Source organism: Photobacterium sp. ABD4_091 (assembly GCF_056160145.1).
On record NZ_JBSWWQ010000002.1, the window covers coordinates 416359 to 437415 of the forward strand.

At 45.0% G+C, this 21057-nt stretch carries 17 protein-coding genes; 7 read left to right on the top strand and 10 right to left on the bottom strand.

The window, feature by feature from the left end; genetic code table 11:
* Nucleotides 1-341: 341 nt before the first annotated feature.
* Both ACXAGQ_RS16105 and ACXAGQ_RS16110 read left to right on the top strand, forming a co-directional pair.
* Entirely contained in the window at nucleotides 342-1031 is a 690-nt protein-coding gene (locus tag ACXAGQ_RS16105; protein WP_475255192.1) for a glutathione S-transferase family protein, read from the top strand.
* A gap of 63 nt (nucleotides 1032-1094) precedes the next feature.
* Nucleotides 1095-1766 (top strand): haloacid dehalogenase type II, encoded by a 672-nt coding sequence (locus ACXAGQ_RS16110; protein WP_475255194.1) that lies wholly within the window; start codon nucleotides 1095-1097, stop codon nucleotides 1764-1766.
* Nucleotides 1767-1876: 110 nt separating this feature from the next.
* Here the strand turns inward: ACXAGQ_RS16110 and ACXAGQ_RS16115 are convergent, their stop codons facing one another.
* The 3 genes from ACXAGQ_RS16115 to ACXAGQ_RS16125 all read right to left on the bottom strand — a co-directional run bounded on the left by ACXAGQ_RS16115 (nucleotide 1877) and on the right by ACXAGQ_RS16125 (nucleotide 4829).
* A complete protein-coding gene (locus ACXAGQ_RS16115; protein ID WP_475255195.1) occupies nucleotides 1877-2131 on the bottom strand; it encodes a hypothetical protein in 255 nt (84 codons plus the stop codon).
* A 386-nt stretch (nucleotides 2132-2517) separates the two neighbouring features.
* A complete protein-coding gene (locus ACXAGQ_RS16120) occupies nucleotides 2518-3561 on the bottom strand; it encodes a GMP reductase (RefSeq protein WP_222549204.1) in 1044 nt (347 codons plus the stop codon).
* Between the two features lie 263 nt (nucleotides 3562-3824).
* The gene (locus ACXAGQ_RS16125) at nucleotides 3825-4829 is read right to left on the bottom strand and encodes a zinc-binding alcohol dehydrogenase family protein (RefSeq protein WP_475255196.1); all 1005 of its coding nucleotides are present in this window, start codon (nucleotides 4827-4829) and stop codon (nucleotides 3825-3827) included.
* Between the two features lie 158 nt (nucleotides 4830-4987).
* On the opposite strand from ACXAGQ_RS16125, the gene ACXAGQ_RS16130 reads away from it, so the two are divergent.
* Nucleotides 4988-5929 carry a LysR family transcriptional regulator gene (locus tag ACXAGQ_RS16130; RefSeq protein ID WP_475255197.1) on the top strand — a complete coding sequence of 314 codons (942 nt, stop codon included), beginning with the start codon at nucleotides 4988-4990 and terminating at the stop codon, nucleotides 5927-5929.
* 59 nt (nucleotides 5930-5988) lie between these two features.
* On the opposite strand, the gene ACXAGQ_RS16135 is transcribed toward ACXAGQ_RS16130, so the two are convergent.
* Together ACXAGQ_RS16135 and ACXAGQ_RS16140 are read right to left on the bottom strand one after the other, a co-directional pair.
* A complete protein-coding gene (locus ACXAGQ_RS16135; RefSeq protein ID WP_475255199.1) occupies nucleotides 5989-7353 on the bottom strand; it encodes an MATE family efflux transporter in 1365 nt (454 codons plus the stop codon).
* A 115-nt stretch (nucleotides 7354-7468) separates the two neighbouring features.
* Nucleotides 7469-8305 (bottom strand): AraC family transcriptional regulator, encoded by an 837-nt coding sequence (locus ACXAGQ_RS16140; protein WP_475255201.1) that lies wholly within the window; start codon nucleotides 8303-8305, stop codon nucleotides 7469-7471.
* Between the two features lie 642 nt (nucleotides 8306-8947).
* Here ACXAGQ_RS16140 and ACXAGQ_RS16145 point away from each other — a divergent pair.
* Genes ACXAGQ_RS16145 through ACXAGQ_RS16155 form a run of 3 tightly spaced genes read left to right on the top strand, consistent with a single transcriptional unit; the run spans nucleotide 8948 to nucleotide 14048 of the window.
* Nucleotides 8948-9943 (top strand): porin, encoded by a 996-nt coding sequence (locus ACXAGQ_RS16145; protein WP_475255202.1) that lies wholly within the window; start codon nucleotides 8948-8950, stop codon nucleotides 9941-9943.
* 52 nt (nucleotides 9944-9995) lie between these two features.
* The gene (locus ACXAGQ_RS16150) at nucleotides 9996-13103 is read left to right on the top strand and encodes an ExeM/NucH family extracellular endonuclease (protein WP_475255203.1); all 3108 of its coding nucleotides are present in this window, start codon (nucleotides 9996-9998) and stop codon (nucleotides 13101-13103) included.
* 60 nt (nucleotides 13104-13163) lie between these two features.
* Entirely contained in the window at nucleotides 13164-14048 is an 885-nt protein-coding gene (locus tag ACXAGQ_RS16155) for an endonuclease I family protein (RefSeq protein ID WP_475255205.1), read from the top strand.
* Nucleotides 14049-14166: 118 nt separating this feature from the next.
* Here ACXAGQ_RS16155 and ACXAGQ_RS16160 read toward each other — a convergent pair whose 3' ends face one another.
* Both ACXAGQ_RS16160 and add read right to left on the bottom strand, forming a co-directional pair.
* Nucleotides 14167-15207, bottom strand: a complete 1041-nt coding sequence (locus ACXAGQ_RS16160; RefSeq protein WP_475250925.1) for an IS481 family transposase — start codon at nucleotides 15205-15207, stop codon at nucleotides 14167-14169.
* A 135-nt stretch (nucleotides 15208-15342) separates the two neighbouring features.
* Nucleotides 15343-16338: an adenosine deaminase gene (add, locus tag ACXAGQ_RS16165; RefSeq protein ID WP_475255206.1), complete on the bottom strand. Its 996-nt coding sequence runs from the start codon at nucleotides 16336-16338 to the stop codon at nucleotides 15343-15345.
* Nucleotides 16339-16551: 213 nt separating this feature from the next.
* On the opposite strand from add, the gene ACXAGQ_RS16170 reads away from it, so the two are divergent.
* Nucleotides 16552-17211, top strand: coding sequence for a Crp/Fnr family transcriptional regulator (locus tag ACXAGQ_RS16170; RefSeq protein ID WP_475255207.1), 660 nt, complete (start codon nucleotides 16552-16554; stop codon nucleotides 17209-17211).
* A 74-nt stretch (nucleotides 17212-17285) separates the two neighbouring features.
* Here the strand turns inward: ACXAGQ_RS16170 and ACXAGQ_RS16175 are convergent, their stop codons facing one another.
* The 3 genes from ACXAGQ_RS16175 to ACXAGQ_RS16185 all read right to left on the bottom strand — a co-directional run bounded on the left by ACXAGQ_RS16175 (nucleotide 17286) and on the right by ACXAGQ_RS16185 (nucleotide 20557).
* Entirely contained in the window at nucleotides 17286-17441 is a 156-nt protein-coding gene (locus tag ACXAGQ_RS16175; RefSeq protein WP_475255208.1) for a hypothetical protein, read from the bottom strand.
* 225 nt (nucleotides 17442-17666) lie between these two features.
* Nucleotides 17667-18710 (bottom strand): GMP reductase, encoded by a 1044-nt coding sequence (locus ACXAGQ_RS16180; protein WP_187463929.1) that lies wholly within the window; start codon nucleotides 18708-18710, stop codon nucleotides 17667-17669.
* Between the two features lie 371 nt (nucleotides 18711-19081).
* Nucleotides 19082-20557 carry a peptide MFS transporter gene (locus tag ACXAGQ_RS16185; RefSeq protein ID WP_475255209.1) on the bottom strand — a complete coding sequence of 492 codons (1476 nt, stop codon included), beginning with the start codon at nucleotides 20555-20557 and terminating at the stop codon, nucleotides 19082-19084.
* Nucleotides 20558-21057: the final 500 nt, after the last annotated feature.

Below are 21057 nucleotides of genomic sequence, written 5' to 3' on the forward strand. Positions count from 1 at the left end.
CGTACGTCATCATAATCACTGCCATCAGGTACGATGATTCTTCCTTGAAACTGACTGCTGAGAGTTTCTTGGTGGGAGTTTATAATGTCAGCTTATATGGCATAGCCATAGGTGGTGGTATTAGACATTACTGTAGACGTGTGCGGGCATTTTTCCAGTTCAAAAAAGCATGAAAGAAGATGTTACTTAAAGATTTTGAACATTAGTTCAAAATGATATTGAGCGATCGTTCATGTTGTTCTATAGTTTAACGACAAAATCAATAAAACCTTTTGCTACAAGGGATCACACGTCGCCGACAGACGCCTGCGACTAAACACCATTCATCAGGAGAGTTATCAATGCTTAAGTTTTATTTTCATCAAACGCCTAACCCAATGAAGGTTGCTCTGTTTCTTGCTGAAACCGATTTGCCCTATGAACTGGTTGCGGTAGATACGCTAAAAGGGGAGCAGCACACTGCGGAGTTCCGTGCGATCAATCCAAATGGCAAGCTTCCGGCGATTGTCGATGAAGGTACCCGTGTGTTTGACTCTAATGCCATCTTGCTATATCTATCAGAAAAAACAGGTTTGTTGGCTGGTAAGACGGAAGATCGGGCAGAGTTGTTGTCCTGGATGATGTTCATAGCATCTGGACTTGGCCCATTCTCCGGTCAATGTGTGCATTTTCACCGTATGGCTCCAGAACAAATCCCTTATGCGCAAAATCGTTACTTGCGAGAAGCGCAGCGTCATTACGAGGTGCTAGATGGTCACCTGGAAGGGCGTGAGTACATTGTCAGTGATGAGTTCACAATTGTAGATGTGGCGGCTTGGGGCTGGATTGATAAGGCGCAAGTTGTCTTGAGTGAAGAGGGGCTAGCGTCATATCCTAACCTCAAGCGTTGGTTTGATAGCGTGAATAGTCGCCCGGCAGTGGCAGTCGCTAGAAGCATTGACAAAGATATCGAGTTTAAATCAACGGTGGATGATGAAAGCCGACGTGCGCTATTTCCATCAAATTATCCGAAACAAAACCGAGGACAATAAGTAGGGATGGCGGGTGCGATATGTATCCGCAGTCTTATATCTAACGGCTCAAAGGGGGCTTTGGTGGAAAAGGACACGATAATTTTCGATATAAACGAAACAGTATTAAACCTTGATTCATTAAAGCCCAAATTTGGGAGAGTCTTTGGTGATGAAAAAATCACGGGGTTATGGTTTTCAATGTTACTGCACTCATCGACTGTTTGTATTTTGACGAAAGTGAAAACCGATTTCCTGACTCTTTCAAAAATCACGTTGGATACCGTCGCATCCCGTCTTGGGGTTGAGCTAACGGAAGATAAGAAGACTGAAATGCTAACAACTTTCGCTAGCTTGCAGCCACATGATGATATTAAAAGCGCACTTTTGCGGTTGCGGTCCGCTGGGCATAAAACAGTAGCGTTTTCAAGTTCATCGTTGAGCTTAGTCTCTGCGCAAATCAAACAGGCAGGCTTGTTAGGGTATTTCGATGAAATTGTGTCAGTTGAAGAAGCTGGAACTTTCAAGCCTGATCCTGCAGCCTATGGTTACTTAGCCGAAAACATGAACTTGCCAATGGAGAAGTTACGCTTGGTGGCTACCCATGACTGGGATACGCATGGGGCTCTTAGCGTGGGAATGAAAGCAGCTTATATCGATCGTTTGAATTGGCCATATAATCCTTTGTATAAGAAACCCGATATAATAGGAAAGACTATGAATGAGATTGTAGAGGCCATTATTACTTTAGAGTGACGCGGGATTAATAATAAAAGGGCCACTTTATTATCAGTGGCCTATTAGAATTATTGCTTAATTCCGAGTCAGTGAGTGAACCATCAATTGAATGCTACTCACCAAGAAGATTAATCGAGAACGATTTCAACGAGCTCATAGTTGAAGTCATGCTTTCCATGATTGATATACATTGAGCATTCCTCTACGCTTAACGACCAAGTGCCTTGCTGGGTTCGAGACGTTAACTCATTGAGAAAAACCTTTTGCTTTTCAACATAGTTACCTGCTAAAGCGTGACCATATTGTTCGCACAACTCTTTATCTGTTGTCGCGTAAGAAGAAAAAGAGCATAACGCTAATGTTAATGCAAATACGTATTTCATGAGGACATTCCTTGAATTTATTCATTCAAGGAAAGGGTAGCTCAGTTTTTATTATAGTTACACAACAGAGTTTAACCGAATTTATCCAAACTGAGACAGTTTGTCCTTTTGTAATACATGTTAAGGTAAACTTATATCCTGGATGTTTACATGTAATCTTTAAAGCAATTTTTAATGTTGTGAATTTTTCATTTTCCTCTAATCACTTATCTAGAATAAAGCTAGCATGACTGTAATGATTGATTATAGAGCAATTGACTTCAAAAAGGCTCTAGTGGCATTTGTATGAAAAAAGGCCACTGAAAAAACAGTGGCCTTTTAAATCTATGTCTATCGTAAGGAGGCTATTTCTCCTTGTCCAGACTTATTCTTTACCGAAAACCTATTTACTCTTTACCGAATACGTTGTTTTCTTGTTCTTGTACGCGGATGAACGTCGTGCGCTTGGTTAGCTCTTTCAGCTTCGCGGCACCGACGTAAGTACACGTAGAACGTACGCCACCCATGATGTCCTGGATAGTGTTCTCTACTGGGCCACGGAACGGCAGAAGAACTGTCTTGCCTTCAGCTGCACGGTACTTGGCTACACCGCCAGAGTGCTTGTCCATCGCGCTTTGTGAAGACATGCCGTAGAACTTCATGAAAGTCTTACCGTCTTGCTCGATAACTTCACCGTTGCTCTCTTCGTGGCCAGCAAGCATACCGCCAAGCATCACGAAGTCAGCACCGCCACCGAAGGCTTTGGCAACATCACCCGCACAAGCACAACCGCCGTCACCGATGATGCGACCGCCTAGGCCGTGTGCTGCGTCAGCACATTCGATAATGGCAGATAGCTGAGGGTAGCCTACGCCAGTCTTAACACGGGTAGTACATACAGAGCCTGGGCCGATACCGACTTTAACGATGTCAGCACCTGCAAGGATAAGCTCTTCAACCATGTCGCCAGTTACCACGTTACCGGCACTGATAACCTTGTTAGGGAACTCGGCACGGACTTTTTGTACGTACTGTACTAGGTGCTCAGAGTAGCCGTTGGCGATATCGATACAGATGAAGATAAGGTCGTCAGACAGTTCCATGATGTCTTTGGTCTTCTGGAAGTCAGCGTCAGACGTACCGGTAGACACCATTGCGTTGTTCAGCACGCTAGCGTCATTGTTTTTAACGAACTCAGCCCAGTCAGCCACGGTGTAGTGCTTGTGAACAGCCGTCATCACGCCGTGCTTGGCAAGGGCAGCGGTCATTTCGAAGCTACCCACAGAGTCCATATTGGCAGCAATAATAGGTACACCAGACCATTGACGACCGCTATGCTTGAATGTAAAATCGCGGGTTAATTCAACTTGAGAACGGCTTTTTAGGGTTGAACGTTTTGGACGAAACAGTACATCTTTAAAACCTAGTTTCAAGTCTTGTTCGATACGCATTGGTAATTCCTTAAATCTTATCGAATATTGCCACATGGATGGCGGCTGTTGGCAGACAGCTTTTGCATACACCATGTTGCAGGCACAAAAAAACCGGAGCGTTGGCAGACGCTCCGGTTTTCAGCATTATAGGCTGAGAAAGTTTTTTAACAAGTCTAATAATAGAGATTTTTTTGTGTTACCTTTACGAAGATAGCACCTAGACTGCTGTCTGCTACCTCCACATACTTTCTCGCTTAACATTTTAAGTCACTGAATATCAATCAGAAACCTTCAAGTACGATTTTGCCTAGCGCCTTCTGTGATTCCAACAGCTCATGTGCTTTCTTCAAGTTATCCGCGCAAATCTTACCGCCTTGATGGGCAACTGTTGATTTTATGTCCCCGTTATCGACCATTTTTGCAACATTGTTGAGTAGGTGATGCTGATCAATCATGTCTTCTGTGCCAAATAATGAACGGGTATACATAAATTCCCAATGCAATGAAATGCTTTTACGTTTGAGCTGTAAGATATCAAACGATGCCGGATCATCAATCAAGCCGAATTTGCCTTGTGGTTTAATAGACTCGACAATCTCGCTTAGGTGATCATCCGAGTTAGTAAGCCCTACGACGTAATCCACTTCACCTAGACTTTTATCAGCCAATTGCTTGCTCAGCGACTCGCGGTGGTTGATCACATGATCTGCCCCAAGCTCTTCGAGCCATGCTTGGGTTTCAGGGCGGGAAGCAGTACCGATAACGGTTAGGTTAGTCAGTTTTTTCGCTAACTGAACCATAATCGAACCCACACCACCTGCCGCGCCGATGATCAGAATCTTCTTATTTCCTTCTTTTTCTACCTGTAGGCGGTCAAATAGCAGCTCCCATGCGGTGATGGTAGTCAGTGGCAAAGCAGCAGCTTCTGCAAATCCAAGGCTCTGTGGCATATGGCCGACAATTTTCTCATCGACTAGCTGGAACTCGGCATTGGAGCCTGAGCGAGTCAGATCACCTGCATACCAAACCTTGTCGCCTGGTTTGAATAAAGTGGCATCAGGGCCAACGGCTTTGACAATACCAGCCGCATCCCAGCCAAGTACTTTATATTCACCTTGTTCAGGCGCAGCGCGCATCCGTACTTTGGTATCCACAGGGTTAACTGAGATAGCTTTAACTTCTACCAAGATGTCAGTGCCCGTAGCAACTGGCTCAGGCAGGGTAATATCCACCAGTGATTGAGGTTCAGAAATAGGTAGTGATTGTTGATAGCCGACTGCTTTCATGTTGCTCTCCTTTTGCGTTCCTTACAACTTTAGCCTCCCTTATCAAAAGGTAGGTGCTGTATAAAAATTATGATTGAAGTTTATTTGACAATGAAATTTTGAAAAACCAGTATTGGTTTAAATTACTTTCAAATGTTTTTTGAAAATAAAGGATCTCTGTGAAAGCGCTCAACGATCTAAAGATTTTTATAGAAACGGCAAAACAGCACAGTCTTTCTGCCGCAGCCAGAAATATGGATATTACCCCAGCGGCGGCCAGTGTTGCCCTCAAAAGGCTAGAGGCAGAGGTCGGCACGTTACTTTTTATTCGCTCAACTCGAAACCTCAGGCTCACCCAGCAAGGAGAGCAATTTCTTAATTACTGCGAACAAGCTGTTGGCTTGATGGTCGAAGCGTGCAGTTCCCTCTCAGAGGGGCAGGCGGAGTTTCAGGGGGTGATAAAACTCTCTATGCCATCCGACTGTGGCCGAAATTTACTGCTGGGCTGGATTGATGAGTTTATGGCAATGCACCCAAAGTTGGAAATCAGGGTGCAATTAACAGATGGGCTAGCAGACATGTATACCCAACCTGTCGATGTAGCCCTTCGCTATGGCGAGCCAAGTGACTCTTCGCTGGTGGCCTTACCGATTGCAGGGGGAAATACCCGGGTCTTGTGTGCTTCTCCTGACTATTTAGATGGACATGGTATACCCACAACGCCTGAAGCTTTGGCTTCTCACAATTGCCTGTGTTTTGCTTTGGGCGATAGCTTGTATAACCGTTGGCGTTTCTTCCACGATGGCCAAGAGGTGACACTGGTCGTTAAAGGCAATCGCTATGCCAATGATGGTGAGGCAGTAAGGCGTTGGGCCCTGGCTGGGAAGGGGATTGCTTACAAGTCGCTATTGGATGCCAAAGAGGATCTCTTGACTGGGCGGTTGATTGCGATAGATATCGGCAGAGAGCCAGAGCCGGCTCCTTTGTATCTGGTTTGTGCAAGTAGAAGAGTCATTAACCCGCAGATCCAGGCTTTGAAAGAGTTTTTGGCAAATAAAGCAGAGATCTATCTTGCTTCAACGTCTATATCTGAAATTAGGTCTATATCTGAACTTAGATAGCAGCCATTATGAAAAAAGACCGCACAGGCGGTCTTTTGGTTATTTGAGCCCATACTGGCTTAGGCTTCTGACTGGCAGATAGTGCTCTGTGCAAGCTTTGATTTCTTCCTAACTTTGGCAAGGAAAAATAGGCTAATGCCTGCAGCCAGTGTTTCTGCAAAGAGTGGGCTTAGCCAAACACCTGTTTCCGGCATAGTTTTAGGCAAGAGGAACAGGCCGATAATCACGAAAACGAACCCTCGGCATACCGATATGATATTGGCTTGAGCCGGGCTGCCAATTGACTGAAACATGGTAGCTGTAACCAGGTTGATCGCCATGAACGGGTAGGCGAGGAAGTACAGCCCCAGTGCGGTTGCAGCGAGTAAAATTAATGGTTGGTGATCAACCGTAAACAGGCTGGCAATTTCAGTCGCGAAGCACTGTACAACGATGATAGCTATCACACCAACAGTTACCGCAAACTTCAAGCCGATAGAAAGGGTTCTTTCTACCCGTTCAGGGGCATTGGCACCGTGGTTGAAACTGATAATCGGCTGGCAGGCTTGGCCAATGCCAACCAAAATGAACATGACAAAGACACCTACATTCATCACGATACTAAAGGCATTGAGGTACAACTCACCCCCGAGTTCAAGCAATACAGCGTTGTAGATGAAAGTGGTTGCTGCCATTGATGATTCAATAAAGAAAATAGGCAGGCCGATAGCCAAAATTTTTGGTGCTTTACCTAAACCGATGTCTTGCAGGGATAGAGTCAGTTTTCCTTGTCCGCGTATGAAGTGGCTCAACAAACTTACCAGCATCAATACTTGGGCAATCCCGGTTGCGTATGCGGCACCTTTCAAGCCCCACCCGAAATGGAAAATGAAAAAGTAGTCTAACACCAAATTGACGATAGCGCCGCCAGCCATAGCATACATGGCAAGCTTTGGATTACCGTCATTGCGGACAAAACAGGAAATAACCCAAGCAATGGCGTAAATAACAAAAAATTGCAGCATAACACCAAGAAAGTCACCAGCAAGGCTGGCAATGCTGCCCTGCGCACCGATAAATAGCAGTATGTCATCAAGCCAGTAAAGTGCAGTAAAGGATAGGCCGGCTGAAAGGATGAGAGTCAGCAGCAAAGATTGGGCAAACAATGTTTGGCCTTCTTGATAGTGCCCTTTGCCGAACTGGATTGACATCATGGCAGAGCCACCAATGCCAACCATCATGGCAATCGCGGTAAAGAAAGAAAAAAACGGGATAGTCAGTGCAATAGCGCCCAGGCCATCCGGGCCAACCCCACGGCCAATCATGATACTGTCACCCATGATGAAGAGTGACTTGATGGCCAAGCCGGTGATCGCCGGGAGGAGATAATGCTTGAAGCATTGTTCTATTGGGGTCGTGCGAAGGTCGATGCGTGTTTCTGCCATGCTTTGCTCCGCCAGGATAGAAGCACTTTCCTGGCATAATCATTCATTGTATGTGCTGGGTATTATGTGGCAGGGCGATCGGGGTAAAAAGGGACTATATGGCCTAATGATAGGACTATTTGAACACTCTGGCGCGAAAGTCTAACGGTGACTCGTGGGCAGCTTTGCGAAAGAATCTGCAGAAATAGGCAACGTCGTCATATCCCAGTTCGTGGGCAATTTGTTTGACTGTTTTGTTGGTAAAAGCAAGCTCGCGCCTTGCATCTAACAGGGTTCGATCCTGGATTAACTTGGTGATAGTTTTGCCGCAGTGCTGCCGGGAAATCTCATTGGCTCGTTTGTTCGAAACTGCCAGCTGTCTGGCATAGAAATCGGTCTTTTTTTCGGTTCGGAAATATTCATCTATCAATACATAGAGTTTGTGCATACGTTGTTCGAGCAAAGTGTCAGCTTTGAGTTCTTTCTCATGGTAGCGCTGGATGTAAGATAAAATACTGCTCACTAGTGTATTGACTAACCGCCAGTTGGTTTCCTCTCGATCAATCTCCTGCGATAAAATACGAACAAGATCAGCGAGATCTTTTTCACCTTGAGCATCAATGGTGACCATGGAGGCGGAGTTTTTCTCATGATAAAAGGTTTGATCGATGATCAGTTGGCCGCGGTAATTGTTTTCGACAAAGTCAGGCTGAAAAGTAATTAGGCAGATCTTCCCGCTAGTCCTTGTATCACTGTGCACCTGGCCCGGTGAGATAAAGTAGATATCCCCTCTATTCAACGGGTACTCAATGAAATCGATGCTATGGCTTCCTGACCCTTCAAGTGCCCACACTATCTCGTAATACTCATGCCGGTGAGGCTTAGAAAATAAGTCCTCGGGGCGACCTTCTATGTATTCGACACTTAAGGGCCGGCCTTTGGGTAAGAGTACAGATGAGATAAGTTCAGGCACGTTTTATGACCACTACTATTTGGGGTGTGCCTTCATTATATAGTCAAGCTTAGGCACATTATATGTTGATGTTATCAGGACTGTACTTTTCGTCACCACAAGAAGCAGGGTCAGAAATTCAACAAGGAGGGGGAGGGGCTGCTATAGCCTATTGTGAAATACACATATAGATATATTGATTAAAAAACAAATAACTTGATTGAATAGCGTTCAAAATATTTTTTTGATCAAATTTATTTATTTAACTCCCACGCCAAGCATTAGATTTATGAATGTAAAGTCTATGTTTAACTATCGATATCGAACGGTGTTTAAAATAATCATTGCATTCAAAGATTTGCCTTCTGGTCTGTCCACTGTATTTTCATGAATGTTTCATTATCATTCTAAATTGTTGAATTATTAGGGTTGTTTTTGGCTTTATTTTACGCTGTGACGGTTTTTTGACGTTACTTTTCAAAGTTTGAAATTATAAATAAAAGATATAAACAAATATTAAATTATTTAGTTTGGATTTTGTTCTGTCATAAAAGTTTAATATTTAAAATCGTGCATTTAGCGATTTATTACTTGCATGAATGTTTTTGTTGTGTAGATTTCCCGCCGGAAATAAACAGGCTAAGCCTAAAAATTGGAAGAACCATGAAAACAAAAATAATCGCTCTCTCTATCGCGTCGGCAATTTCAATGTCGGCAAATGCCATGACAATCGTTGAACATGATAATGGCGACTCTATGAGCCTTTACGGCGGCGCAGAAATTGGCGGTTGGGTCGGTAAAACAAACCATGGTCGCGTTACCCATGACTCGAATTATGTTGATGACTCATTTGCAACCATAGGGATCAAAGGTCAAACCGGCGATTTTTACGCAAAGTTTGAGCTTGATGCCGAACGTACTCCTTGGACAAAAGAAAACAACATGCGTGTTGTTATCGACAAAGCCTATATCGGATACAACCTAGCTGAAGGCCACTCTGTTGAGCTTGGCCGAACTGATACTGCTTATGATCATTTCGATTCGTTTGGCGATTTTTCGGTAAATGAAGCAGCTGAGGTATCTGAAGCGGGTGATCAGGACAATACCATAAAATACCAAGGTCAATTCAAAAGCCTGAAGTACGGTTTGTCTTACTCAGCTAAAGGTGATGACTATGAAGCTGACTATAAACCGACCTTTGACCAAGACGGTAAGTTGGTTGCACTTGTCGATAAGGGCTCATACAAAACGGATAGCCGTTACGGCGTAGTCGTTAACGGTTATGCAGGCTATTTTGGTCAAGCTCTGACGGTGATTTTAGGTGCAGAGACTGTTGATGATCGTGGCGAAATTTATTCTCTACACAGTAAATATAGCTTCGGTGACTTTGCTGTTGGTGGTTTGTACTCATACTCTGAAAAATCAAACAGCAGCTCAGACTCTCATACGTATGTGACTTCAGCATCATACAGCTTCACAGACAAGCTTGAGGGTGTGTCGACCTTCTCTTACGTTGATAAAGCATCAAAAGATAACGATCGCTGGGTGACTGCCGGTATCAACTTCAAGTATGCCCGCAACATCAAACTGTCAGCAGAGCTTGTCACTGGCGGCAACGACGGTACTTACGGTTACGGTAAAGCCTACTACTGGTTCTAACTTTACACGCCTCTTTAGCCTCGCAAAAGCGGGGCTTTTTCTAGGAAATAGCATGAAAAAAACATTTCTCAGCGTAGCGATTGCTGCGTCGATGGTTCCTGCCGCCAATGCAGAGCTTATTATCACTAAGTATGTTGAAGGCTCTGCTTTAAATAAAGCCATTGAACTGACCAATATTGCAGGCCAAGCAATAAGCCTTGATGGCTATGAGCTAGCTATATCGACCAATGGTCAAGACTATAAAAAAAACTTGGATTTATCCGACCGAACGCTATCGGCGGGTGGCAAGCTGGTCGTCGCCAATAAAAGCGCTAACCCACAAATCCTCGCTGTTGCTCAGATAACGAATGCAGTCGCTGAGTTTAGTGGGAATGATCCAGTCGCCGTATTTAAGAACGGAGAACTCTTTGATGTTGTTGGCGATTACAAACCCAGCGACAGCAAATATCACTTCGGCAAAGACGTTACACTTTCACGGGTAAACCTTACACCTTCGACCACCTTTGAGCCGAGTGATTGGAAGAGGGACAAGAAAGACGTTATTGATGGCCTTGGCGGTGTGTCTGGTACAGTCACTACCGAGCAAACTGGCAAATCAAATAGAACAACGATACCTGAGCTTCAGGGAAGTGGTTGGCAGTCGCCGTTTACCGACGTCGCCAATAAGAAGTACAAGTCTGATGAAAGCTTCGTCGTAGAAGGTGCTATCACTGCGATTCAGGATAACTTAAGCAGAGACCTGCCTGCTGGGGTATACATCCAAGACATCAATGGAGATGGAGATCCTAAAACCTCAGACGGTATCTTCGTCGCTACCAAAACGGAAGGCTTAAAAGTAGGCGATGTTGTTGATGTAACGGGACCAGTGGAGGAGCGTTATGGCTGGACAATGATCCCTGCTGAGAAGGTAGAAAAGCTGGGGGCAAGACAGGCCAATATCCACAGTACAGCGATTGAGCGCTTAGGATCAGATATAGATTTTGATGCAACGCTGGAGCGCTATGAAGGTATGCTGGTTGAGCTTGACCACGCTCTTGATATGCGTCTGACTAAGACGTTCGGCTTTGATTACGGCCCGCGTCGTTACAATGCTGTTGTGTCGCAGGGGCAGGTGAATGTCCACCCTAATCAGCATAACGCACCCGTTAAGTTTGATGGCAATATCGATACGGTTTCTGAAGGCCAGGCAGATTGTAACGAAGACAAAAAACTGATTATTGAAACCTTACACAAGGTGACTTCAGGTTCTAGCGAAAATGTCCCTTGGCTAGAAGCTGCCAGCCAAGATGAAAACTATGTACGTATTGGTGATGGTGTCACCGGACTGAAAGGTGTTATTGGTTACAGTTATAACGATTACCGCCTGTTTACCTCCAACAAAATCACTGACAAAGACTTGATTCGCCATAACCCTCGCAGCGATAAGCCTGAGCTCAAAGAAGGCGGTGATCTACGCGTCGCTTCTTTCAACGTTCTGAACTACTTCACATCGGATCATGCTGGTGGTAACCCTAACCCATTCGGTAAGAGCCGTGGTGCACAGTCAGTAGAGGAGTTTGAACTTCAGGCTGAAAAGGTAGCAGTGGCTATTGCCGCCATGGATGCTGACGTTGTGGGGTTGATGGAAGTCGAAAATAATGGCTTTGATTCGTCTTCTGCCATTCACCATTTGGTTGAGAAGATTAATGGCAAGATCCATGACGAGTCTAAGCATTATGTTTATATCTCGCCAGAAGATGAGCTGATCGAGAGTATTGGCACTGACGTTATCACCAACCACGTTATTTACCGAACCAACAAGCTGACGCTGGATAAGTACCGTGTTATCCCAATGCCGCAGCAGCATGCACCGGAAGTAAGAGGCACTGATCGCCATGGCAATGAAAAGGTGCTCGAAGACGGCCATAACTACCAGCGTGAAGCAGTATCGCCAACGTTCAAAGTGAACGGTACTAGCGAATCAATCACTTTGTCAGTCAACCACTTTAAGTCCAAAGGCTCGTCTTGTTGGGAAGATGCCGCCCCCCTGGATCAAGGTGGCCAAGCGGGTAAAGACACCGACAAGCAGGGTAACTGTGAAGCATTCCGTGTCTCCGCAGCCTACTACTTGGGAGAGCAGCTTGCAAAAATTGACGGGCATAAAATCATTCTTGGCGACTTGAACTCTTACGCAAGCGAAGACCCAGTGATGGTTCTGACCAACCGTAATAAGGCACCAGAAGGGTATGTTATCAAAGCCGCTCGAGATACTTTTATTGGTGGTACGAAAGATGTGTTGGGCAAACCGCTTGATGGTGAGCAGGGGCGTATCATTGAGCAATCCTTTGGTTACACCAGTGCGGTATCAATTAACCACCCATACTCTTACAGCTATGTGTACGGTGGTGAAACGGGTACGTTGGATTACCTGCTGATGAGCCCTTCATTGATGCCAAAGTTTGTCGATGCTATCGACTGGAATATCAATGCGGCTGAATCGAAACTGCTGGAATATGCCAATAAAAATAACTGTGTAAAAGGAACGAAAGATTGTTCATACCGTGCAAGCGACCATTTCCGCTCTTCGGATCATGACCCGGCCATTCTTGACCTGACCTTTGGAATCAAGCCTGAAACCAGCGAAATCGTTGAGGTTGTCGGTCCGGATATCATTACAGAGTTACCAAAACCAATTCCGACGCCAACAAACCCGGTCAATCCACCTGCCGACATCTCAGAGACCCCTGAGGCGCCAGTCGCCGGCGAGCCGATCAAAGCAGTGTTTGACCTTACCGCTATCAACGGTTTTGAGTTGCGTGCAGGTGACACGATCAGTATGTCATTGAGCAAGATGACACAAGGCCGTTCATACAGTGAGTATTCGCGCACAGGCGGCGGTAATAGCACAACTGTTGAACTGACGCGAAAAGACATTGAACAGGGTTGGGCTGTTGCTTCTGTCCAGATAGAGACAGCAGGTGAGTTTGAGCTGAGAAAGAGCATCCAAAGTGCCAGCGGTAAAGTCTTCAACTACCCAGCAACTGTCATCAAGGTTGCCGAGCCTGATACTGCTATCGATGTTATTACCAACGAGCGTACACATCGAGGTGGTGGCTCTACAGGTTTGTTATCGCTATTTGGCCTAGCCCTGCTTGCTGTATCCCGTCGTTTTAAAAAATAACCCTTTATAAGTAGCAACATGGCGCATCATTTTCAGTGATGCGCCTATTAAGGTAATTCCATGAAATTGAAAGCTCTTGCGCTCGCAACCTTATTCGCAACCAGCGCAAATGCCGCTTATGTTCAGTCTCACGATCCACATATCTTGACGCCTTTTTCCCTAACTTGCACCCTTGAAGTTAAGGAAGCTGAAATTACACAGGAAGAGATAAATAACCCAGATGGTTACTATGACTCAGCGATCGGTAAAACCGGAGAGGTGTTAAAAGCGTCACTAAACACTATTGTTACAGCAGGGCATAAACGTTTGCCATACACCTCTAAGTCGACCACAGATGTATGGAAGGCTCTGATGATTACAGATGAAGACCCGAATGATAAGAATAATGTCATTCTTTTCTATACCGGTCGCTCTCAAGGCAAGTTGTCTAAAGACGACGGTGGAAGAGATGGTGATTTATGGAATCGTGAGCATGTGTACCCCAAGTCTAATGGAGGCTTTAACAATAAGTCGGCATTCGCCTATACCGATATCCACCATCTGCGCCCAGCGGACAAATCCATAAACAGCGAGCGTGGCAGCTTAGAATATGATTGGGGTGGTGAGGCAACGATTGAGTCACCTTGGCTTGGCAATAAAAAAACCAGTACGAGCTTTGAGCCCCGAGATGAAGTCAAGGGAGACGCATCAAGAATGATGTTTTATATGGCTGTACGTTATGAAGGGTACGACCCGAAAACACCGGATCTTGAGTTGAGCAAGGCGATAACAGGTAACGGCACTGACTTTGGCAATGTGTGTACCATGCTTGAGTGGAACAAGCAGGATCCCGTGGATCAGTTTGAGTCAAACCGTAACGATTTGATCCACAAGGTACAAGGCAACCGTAATCCATTTATTGATAATCCGCAGTGGGCAGACGAACTGTTCGGTCAACAATGCTAAGTCGGCCTTGATTCAATACAATTTAGCGAACTAGAAAAACCATCATGGCTATAGGGTTAGCTGTACTAATTCAGACCCGATCTGACAGTTACCCACTTTCGACTTGGTGCCTGTCAGATTATATCTGGGCTAGATTCTTTTCGGCCCAGATTGATTTCCCATCCTCTAATGTTTCTATGGGCGTTCTGCCACAGCACATTTTTCCTTGATGGGTACGATGATTGTTGTAGTAGTCCACCCATTCGTCCAGATCTTTCTGCAACTCATCCATTGAGCCATACAGTTTCTTTCTGAACGTCACTTGGTAGAACTCATTCAATATGGTCTTGTGGAAGCGCTCGCAGATCCCGTTTGTCTGTGGCGACATGGCTTTAGTTTTAGTGTGATCGATATCATTGATGGCTAAGTAAAGTTGGTAGTCATGTTGCTCAACTCGACCGCAGTATTCAGTACCCCGGTCAGTCAAGATTCGCAGCATTGGCAACTCGTGAGTCTCGAAGAACGGTAGAACCTTGTCATTCAACATATCTGCTGCGGTGATAGGTGTTTTTGTCGTATAGAGCTTAGCGAAAGCAACTTTGCTATAGGTATCAACGAACGTCTGCTGATAGATGCGTCCAACACCTTTCAGATTGCCAACATAGAACGTGTCTTGAGAGCCGAGATAACCTGGGTGTGCAGTTTCTATCTCACCACAGGCCTCATCATCATGCTTCTTGCGCTCAAGGGCAGCGACTTGCTCGTCCGTTAGGATTATACCGTCCTCTGCGACCTGTTTTTCCAGTGCGATAAGACGTTTCTTGAAGTTTTCTAGGTCATTGCGGAGCCAGATTGAGCGTACGCCACTTGGAGAGATAAACACGCCTAGTTTACGCAGTTCATTGCTTGTTCTGACTTGTCCATGCGCAGGGAAGTCGATGGCGTATTTGAGCACAGCCTGCTCAGTCTCACTATCGACACGATTCTTTAAGTTTGGTGTTCTGCGGCTTTGATTAATCAGAGCATCGATACCACCTGTTTCTACCAACTCTTGATAACGATAGAAAGTGTCTCTTGAGACACCCATGACTTTACAAGCTTTTGATACATTACCGAGTTCTTCTGCAAGATTGAGAAGCCCAGCTTTGTGTTTGATGATTGGATTGCTAGTATGAAGCATGAGAGTTACCTCTTATTGTCTTTGATTACGGATTCAGCACCTTTAATCAAAGTGGGTAACTCTCTTCATTTCAATTGAAGTGTCAGATCTAGTCGGAACTAATACAGGTTAGCCATGATGGAATCGTTTTAGGTGTTATTTAGTAAACTGCATCAGTGCTTGCTTGACGTCATCAGAAGCGAAGGAGTGCTTAACACTCATCTTGTAGATTTGGTAGTAATCTTCTTCAGTGAGATCGAACTGCTCCACCACCTTGCGAACTTCATCGGTCATCGTAGTGTTTGATACTGTGCGGTTGTCAGTGTTGATTGTGACTGGCACACCATCTTTGTAAAACGCTTTGATTGGGTGCTGCGATAGTTCTGGGATCGCTTTAGTTTGTACGTTGCTGCTTGGGCAAGTTTCAAGTGCAACATCTTCATCCTTAACTAGGTTGTAAGCTTGCTGATGGTCTTTGATCGCAACACCATGGCCAATGCGCTCAGCACCTAGGATAGAAATCGCTTCATAGACATTTTGGCCGCTGCCTTGTTCGCCGGCGTGAATAGTTACTCTATACCCTTTATCCTTTGCATCCTGTGCGAAGGTGGCATAGTCATGGCTAAAGCCATCGAGTTCACTACCCGCAAGATCAAAGGCAACCACGCCTTGGTTCAGCAGGCTAACACCTGCGTCAATAACCTGCGGGATAGTATCAGAAGGTAGGAACTTCACCATCGAAAGGATGTAGTTACCTTTGATATCGTATTGCGCTTCAGCTTTTGTCATTCCCTTAACCGCGCTGGCAATGATTTCTTCATACGTCAGGCCGTTTTGAATGTGAAGTTGAGGCGCAAAGCGAACTTCCAAGTACTTCACGTTTTCTTTGGCTGCGTCTTCAAACAGCTCAAAGGAAATGCGCTCCAGGCTTTCAGCTGTTTGCATCACAGATACCGGTAGATCAAAGCGGCTTAGGTATTCTGGCAGGTCAGAGCAAGTTTCTGGGGCAACCATCAAAGCGTTGATTTCATCAACATCATAGCTAGGTAGCGTGATGTTTTGCTGTTTGGCCAGATCGATAACAGTTTGTGGTCTGACGCTGCCATCTAGGTGGCAATGAAGATCAATTTTCGGAAGATCGAAGTAATTCATTCGTGTTGTCCCAACAATGTATAATCCGGGAAAACGCAGTGTTTCCCAAATTGCGGTTGATTATTATGAGTATAGATAGTTAGCATTTTGCTTCCTAAGCTTATGAACTGTAGCTTATAGAATCGCTTAGGGACACTAGCACGACAATTGTCCGGGTGTGGCAAAAATAATTTTATATTTTGATAGGTTGGACACAGTTTACACAAAATGGATATGTCTGAAAATTTGAGCAAAGGGCCAGAAAGGTTTCGTCAGTTAATTGCCAATGAGAACTTTCGGCGCATTACTCGGCATAAGGGCGACTATATCGTCAGGCAAGAACACGATATCACCGAGGTATATTGGTCAGCTACCGCCCAGTTTATGCTGTTACACACAGCACTTAATGGTAAAACTCTTAGCTTGGGTGACTACTTCCTGGAAGATAACTTCTTTGGCGAGATCGAGTTTTTCTCAGGAAATCGTTGCTCATTCGATGTGGTAGCTACAGCGACAACCGAGCTTGTTGTGATCCCAAAGGAGCGGTTTGCTGAAATCTTGCTTGAAGATGCGACGATTTCATTTTGGATGAATCACCGCATGGCGAATATGTATCAATCGTCAATGAACATTGCCATCGAGCGATCTTTGTATCCGCTGAAGTTCAACATCGTTAAAGATATCGTAGACAGATGTACGACTGATGCCCGTTCTTTAAAACATGATTATATGTATCAGGAAGCACAGCGCTTCGGTTGTACGGATAGAGCCTATACCCGAATCATTCATGAGTTAATTAAGGAAGGGCTAGTGAAGAAAGGGGAGGATAACTCTACGATCGTCCCTGTAGACCTCGATGGATTAGTGGAATATCTGAACCAGTGTCAGCAATAATTTAAAAGGCCACTATGATGTGGCCTCTGATTGCAGCATCTAGTTCAGTCGAACCAATAAAAATAAGGTGATCGCTATTCGCTTAACGATTCATCATCTCGGTGCCAGCTTTCAAGCTCTCCGTTCTGATGCTTTTCACGAATAGCTTCAATCAGTGCTCTTTCCTCACGGGCAAAGTAGTCATCTTCTACGGCTTTACCTCTGGATCTAAGTTTATCTGCTAAGTCCATATCTGCCTCCGCATAACTTGTTCACGTTACAACTATCCATGGTTACGGTGAACATGCTTGTTCAGATTGGTTTGGGTATTAGGTTTTGAGCCAAAGAATGTAAGCGGATATGAATTATTCTTTTGTGGAGTCTAAGAGCGATATAAGAAAGGCCGCTTATTACTAAGCGGCCTTGTAGAAATCTGTCAAAAATAAGCAATGGCTTATAATTTACCGAAAACCTGTTTACTCTTTACCGAATACGTTGTTTTCTTGTTCTTGTACGCGGATGAACGTCGTGCGCTTGGTTAGCTCTTTCAGCTTCGCGGCACCGACGTAAGTACACGTAGAACGTACGCCACCCATGATGTCCTGGATAGTGTTCTCTACTGGGCCACGGAACGGCAGAAGAACTGTCTTGCCTTCAGCTGCACGGTACTTGGCTACACCGCCAGAGTGCTTGTCCATCGCGCTTTGTGAAGACATGCCGTAGAACTTCATGAAAGTCTTACCGTCTTGCTCGATAACTTCACCGTTGCTCTCTTCGTGACCAGCCAGCATACCGCCAAGCATCACGAAGTCAGCACCGCCACCGAAGGCTTTGGCAACATCACCGGCACAGGCACAACCACCGTCACCGATGATACGACCACCTAGGCCGTGTGCTGCGTCAGCACATTCGATGATGGCAGACAGCTGAGGGTAGCCTACACCTGTCTTAACGCGGGTAGTACATACAGAGCCAGGGCCGATACCGACTTTAACGATGTCAGCACCTGCAAGGATAAGCTCTTCAACCATGTCGCCCGTTACCACGTTACCAGCACTGATAACCTTGTTAGGGAACTCGGCACGGACTTTCTGTACGTACTGTACAAGGTGCTCAGAGTAACCGTTGGCAATATCGATACAGATGAAGATAAGGTCGTCAGACAGCTCCATGATGTCTTTGGTTTTCTGGAAGTCAGCATCAGACGTACCGGTAGACACCATTGCGTTGTTCAGCACGTTAGCGTCGTTGTTTTTAACGAACTCCGCCCAGTCAGCTACTGTGTAGTGCTTGTGAACAGCTGTCATTACGCCGTGCTTGGCAAGGGCAGCGGTCATTTCGAAGCTACCCACAGAGTCCATATTGGCAGCAATAATAGGTACACCAGACCATTGACGACCGCTATGCTTGAATGTAAAATCGCGGGTTAATTCAACTTGAGAACGGCTTTTTAGGGTTGAACGTTTTGGACGAAACAGTACATCTTTAAAACCCAGCTTCAAGTCTTGTTCGATACGCATTGGTAATTCCTTAAATCTTATCGAATATTGCCACATGGTAGGCGGCTGTTGGCAGACAGCTTTTGCATACACCATGTTGCAGGCACAAAAAAACCGGAGCGTTGGCAGACGCTCCGGTTTTCAGCATTATAGGCTGAGAAAGTTTTTTAACAAGTCTAATAATAGAAATTTTTTTGTGTTATCTTTAAAAAGATAGTACCCACGCTACCTTCAACTTTCCTGTTACTTTCACTCAAATCTTCATCATTTTCTCGCGTGTTGCACAATAATTAGCCCTTTCCATTGTTTATGGTTTTCAAGTCATAAAAAAGGCCCCTTTCGGAGCCTCAATTAATCATGGTGTCTTTATGCATTAGGTTATGGATTAGCTATTAGGCTTCAGCCAACGTAGCGTCTTGCTCTTGTTCGGCGTCTGCTTTTTTCAGCATTACACGGATCATGCGAGAAGCAAGCAGGGCAACCGCAACCATCACGGCTGCAAGCATCGTCAATAGGCTGAAGTAGTCACCGTAAACGGTTTTTACTATTTCTTGGGTAATTTCCTGACCTTTTTCCAGCGCGATTGAGGTTGAGAATACCGCACCGACAATGCCACTTAGGGCAATAGCCACCGAGAAAAGGCTGACAGAGAAGTTCTCAATGTGCTTAGGTGCAACCGACAGGATGAAAGCAACGACCAAGCTGCCGACAATCACTTCTGCCAGAGCCTGGAAGAAGTGGATAGCCAAGAACACTTCTGGACGGATAATGACATTTTCACCGATGTTGTAGATCGCCATGGTCAAAATACCAAAGGCGATAGCGGTTAATACGAAAGAGAAGCTCACTTTCGTTGCGGTCGAGAAGTTGATGTTGCGCTTTTCAAGTGAAGAGAAACCCCACGATACCAAAGGGCCACCGACAATACACCACAGCGGGTTCATCGCCATTGAGGCTTCCGGTGCGATTGGGATGATACCGAAGAGATCGCCACGCATGGTGTTGATGGTCACCATGGTCATTGAAGTCATCATCTGGCCGTAGTAAACGAAAAATGCCGTGGTCAACGCAGTGATGATCAAGATAGTCCCCATTTTCAGAGAGTCTGAACGGTTGGCTTGCATCATTAACCAAATGAAGTAACCAATAGCTGCGGCGCCAATGGCATATACGATGTTTTTGCCGATATCCATGTTGGAGAACATGAAGAAAACAAGGCCGATCATCGAAGCTGAAATGGCAATAAAGGCCAGCCAGTTCTTCGCACCAGCCGGTTTGGTATCCATGTCTGTAGCAACAGATAGCAGAGGCTTACGCGAAATGATCAAGATAACGAAAGCCAATGTAGCCATTGCACCTGACAGGGCAAAGCTGCCATTGAAGCCAAGGATCAACACCAGCATCGGGAAGAAGTACTGGCCCAGTAGCGCACCAATGTTGTTGACAGAGTAGTTAACCGGGTAGGCATTCTCAAAGTGTTCTTCAGACTGGAATGTACGCTTGTACAGGCTTGGGTAAGAAGGAGACATTAAACCGCGGGAATAACTTGCAAGTGCAATACCAATCAAGCTCATTGGTACATTCAGTGTCGATGCACCCATCACAAGCAGGGCATAGCCAACCGCAAAACCGAAATAACTGATAGTGAGCGAACGGTAAGCCCCAAGAAATTTATCAGCAATAAAACCGCCGGCAATGGCGAACAACGGGCCTATTGATGAGAAAGCACCTACGACCATCATGGTGTCGGCTTCACTATAGTTGAGGTTTTCTAGGAAAAAGCGGGTGAGGATCACCATCACACCGTAGAAGGACAGGCCAAACATCATTTGGCAAACCATCATCGACTTATTGAGTCTATTCCACATAATACATCTCTATGTTCATGGATTGAGTGTTTGAGGTACATCTGACTAAATGTAACCAAATGTAAATCGGAGGGGATGTTATCACTTCTTACCGTCAGGTACTCTTTAAAATGTGCCTTTAGTGACAAAGAAAACATTAGTTATATTTATCAATAGAGTTAATTATTTTTATGCAGGGTAGTTATTAGAAACAATAATCACCTGATACTTAGACTTTTAATCATATTTTCAATAGCTTAATATCTGGGTGCGCTAAAGTTGGTTGGCTATTGTATTATTATCAATAGTAATGATTTTCGTTTGACAATTGGTGTGTATTGGTTGCGGGTGCTTGGCACAGCGATTTTTTCATTGAAAAATGATGGAAGTTACCGCTACTGAACTGAGCACTCGCAGAATCGGCGAAATGATGAATGTGGTTAAATTAAATGCGTCGAAAATTGTACAGTTATGTCAAAATTGACGGTTTTGGTCGGTAATCTCTTCCATTATTTTTTAAT

Bases quoted from the DNA above. Each gene is read 5' to 3' on its own strand.
- ACXAGQ_RS16180 (WP_187463929.1), bottom strand. From the start codon at position 18,710: ATGCGTATCGAACAAGACTTGAAGCTGGGTTTTAAAGATGTACTGTTT.
- ACXAGQ_RS16120 (WP_222549204.1), bottom strand. From the start codon at position 3,561: ATGCGTATCGAACAAGACTTGAAACTAGGTTTTAAAGATGTACTGTTT.
- ACXAGQ_RS16125 (WP_475255196.1), bottom strand. From the start codon at position 4,829: ATGAAAGCAGTCGGCTATCAACAATCACTACCTATTTCTGAACCTCAA.
- ACXAGQ_RS16135 (WP_475255199.1), bottom strand. From the start codon at position 7,353: ATGGCAGAAACACGCATCGACCTTCGCACGACCCCAATAGAACAATGC.
- ACXAGQ_RS16185 (WP_475255209.1), bottom strand. From the start codon at position 20,557: ATGTGGAATAGACTCAATAAGTCGATGATGGTTTGCCAAATGATGTTT.
- ACXAGQ_RS16155 (WP_475255205.1), top strand. From the start codon at position 13,164: ATGAAATTGAAAGCTCTTGCGCTCGCAACCTTATTCGCAACCAGCGCA.
- ACXAGQ_RS16115 (WP_475255195.1), bottom strand. From the start codon at position 2,131: ATGAAATACGTATTTGCATTAACATTAGCGTTATGCTCTTTTTCTTCT.
- ACXAGQ_RS16105 (WP_475255192.1), top strand. From the start codon at position 342: ATGCTTAAGTTTTATTTTCATCAAACGCCTAACCCAATGAAGGTTGCT.
- ACXAGQ_RS16145 (WP_475255202.1), top strand. From the start codon at position 8,948: ATGAAAACAAAAATAATCGCTCTCTCTATCGCGTCGGCAATTTCAATG.
- add (WP_475255206.1), bottom strand. From the start codon at position 16,338: ATGAATTACTTCGATCTTCCGAAAATTGATCTTCATTGCCACCTAGAT.
- ACXAGQ_RS16170 (WP_475255207.1), top strand. From the start codon at position 16,552: ATGTCTGAAAATTTGAGCAAAGGGCCAGAAAGGTTTCGTCAGTTAATT.
- ACXAGQ_RS16150 (WP_475255203.1), top strand. From the start codon at position 9,996: ATGAAAAAAACATTTCTCAGCGTAGCGATTGCTGCGTCGATGGTTCCT.
- ACXAGQ_RS16175 (WP_475255208.1), bottom strand. From the start codon at position 17,441: ATGGACTTAGCAGATAAACTTAGATCCAGAGGTAAAGCCGTAGAAGAT.
- ACXAGQ_RS16160 (WP_475250925.1), bottom strand. From the start codon at position 15,207: ATGCTTCATACTAGCAATCCAATCATCAAACACAAAGCTGGGCTTCTC.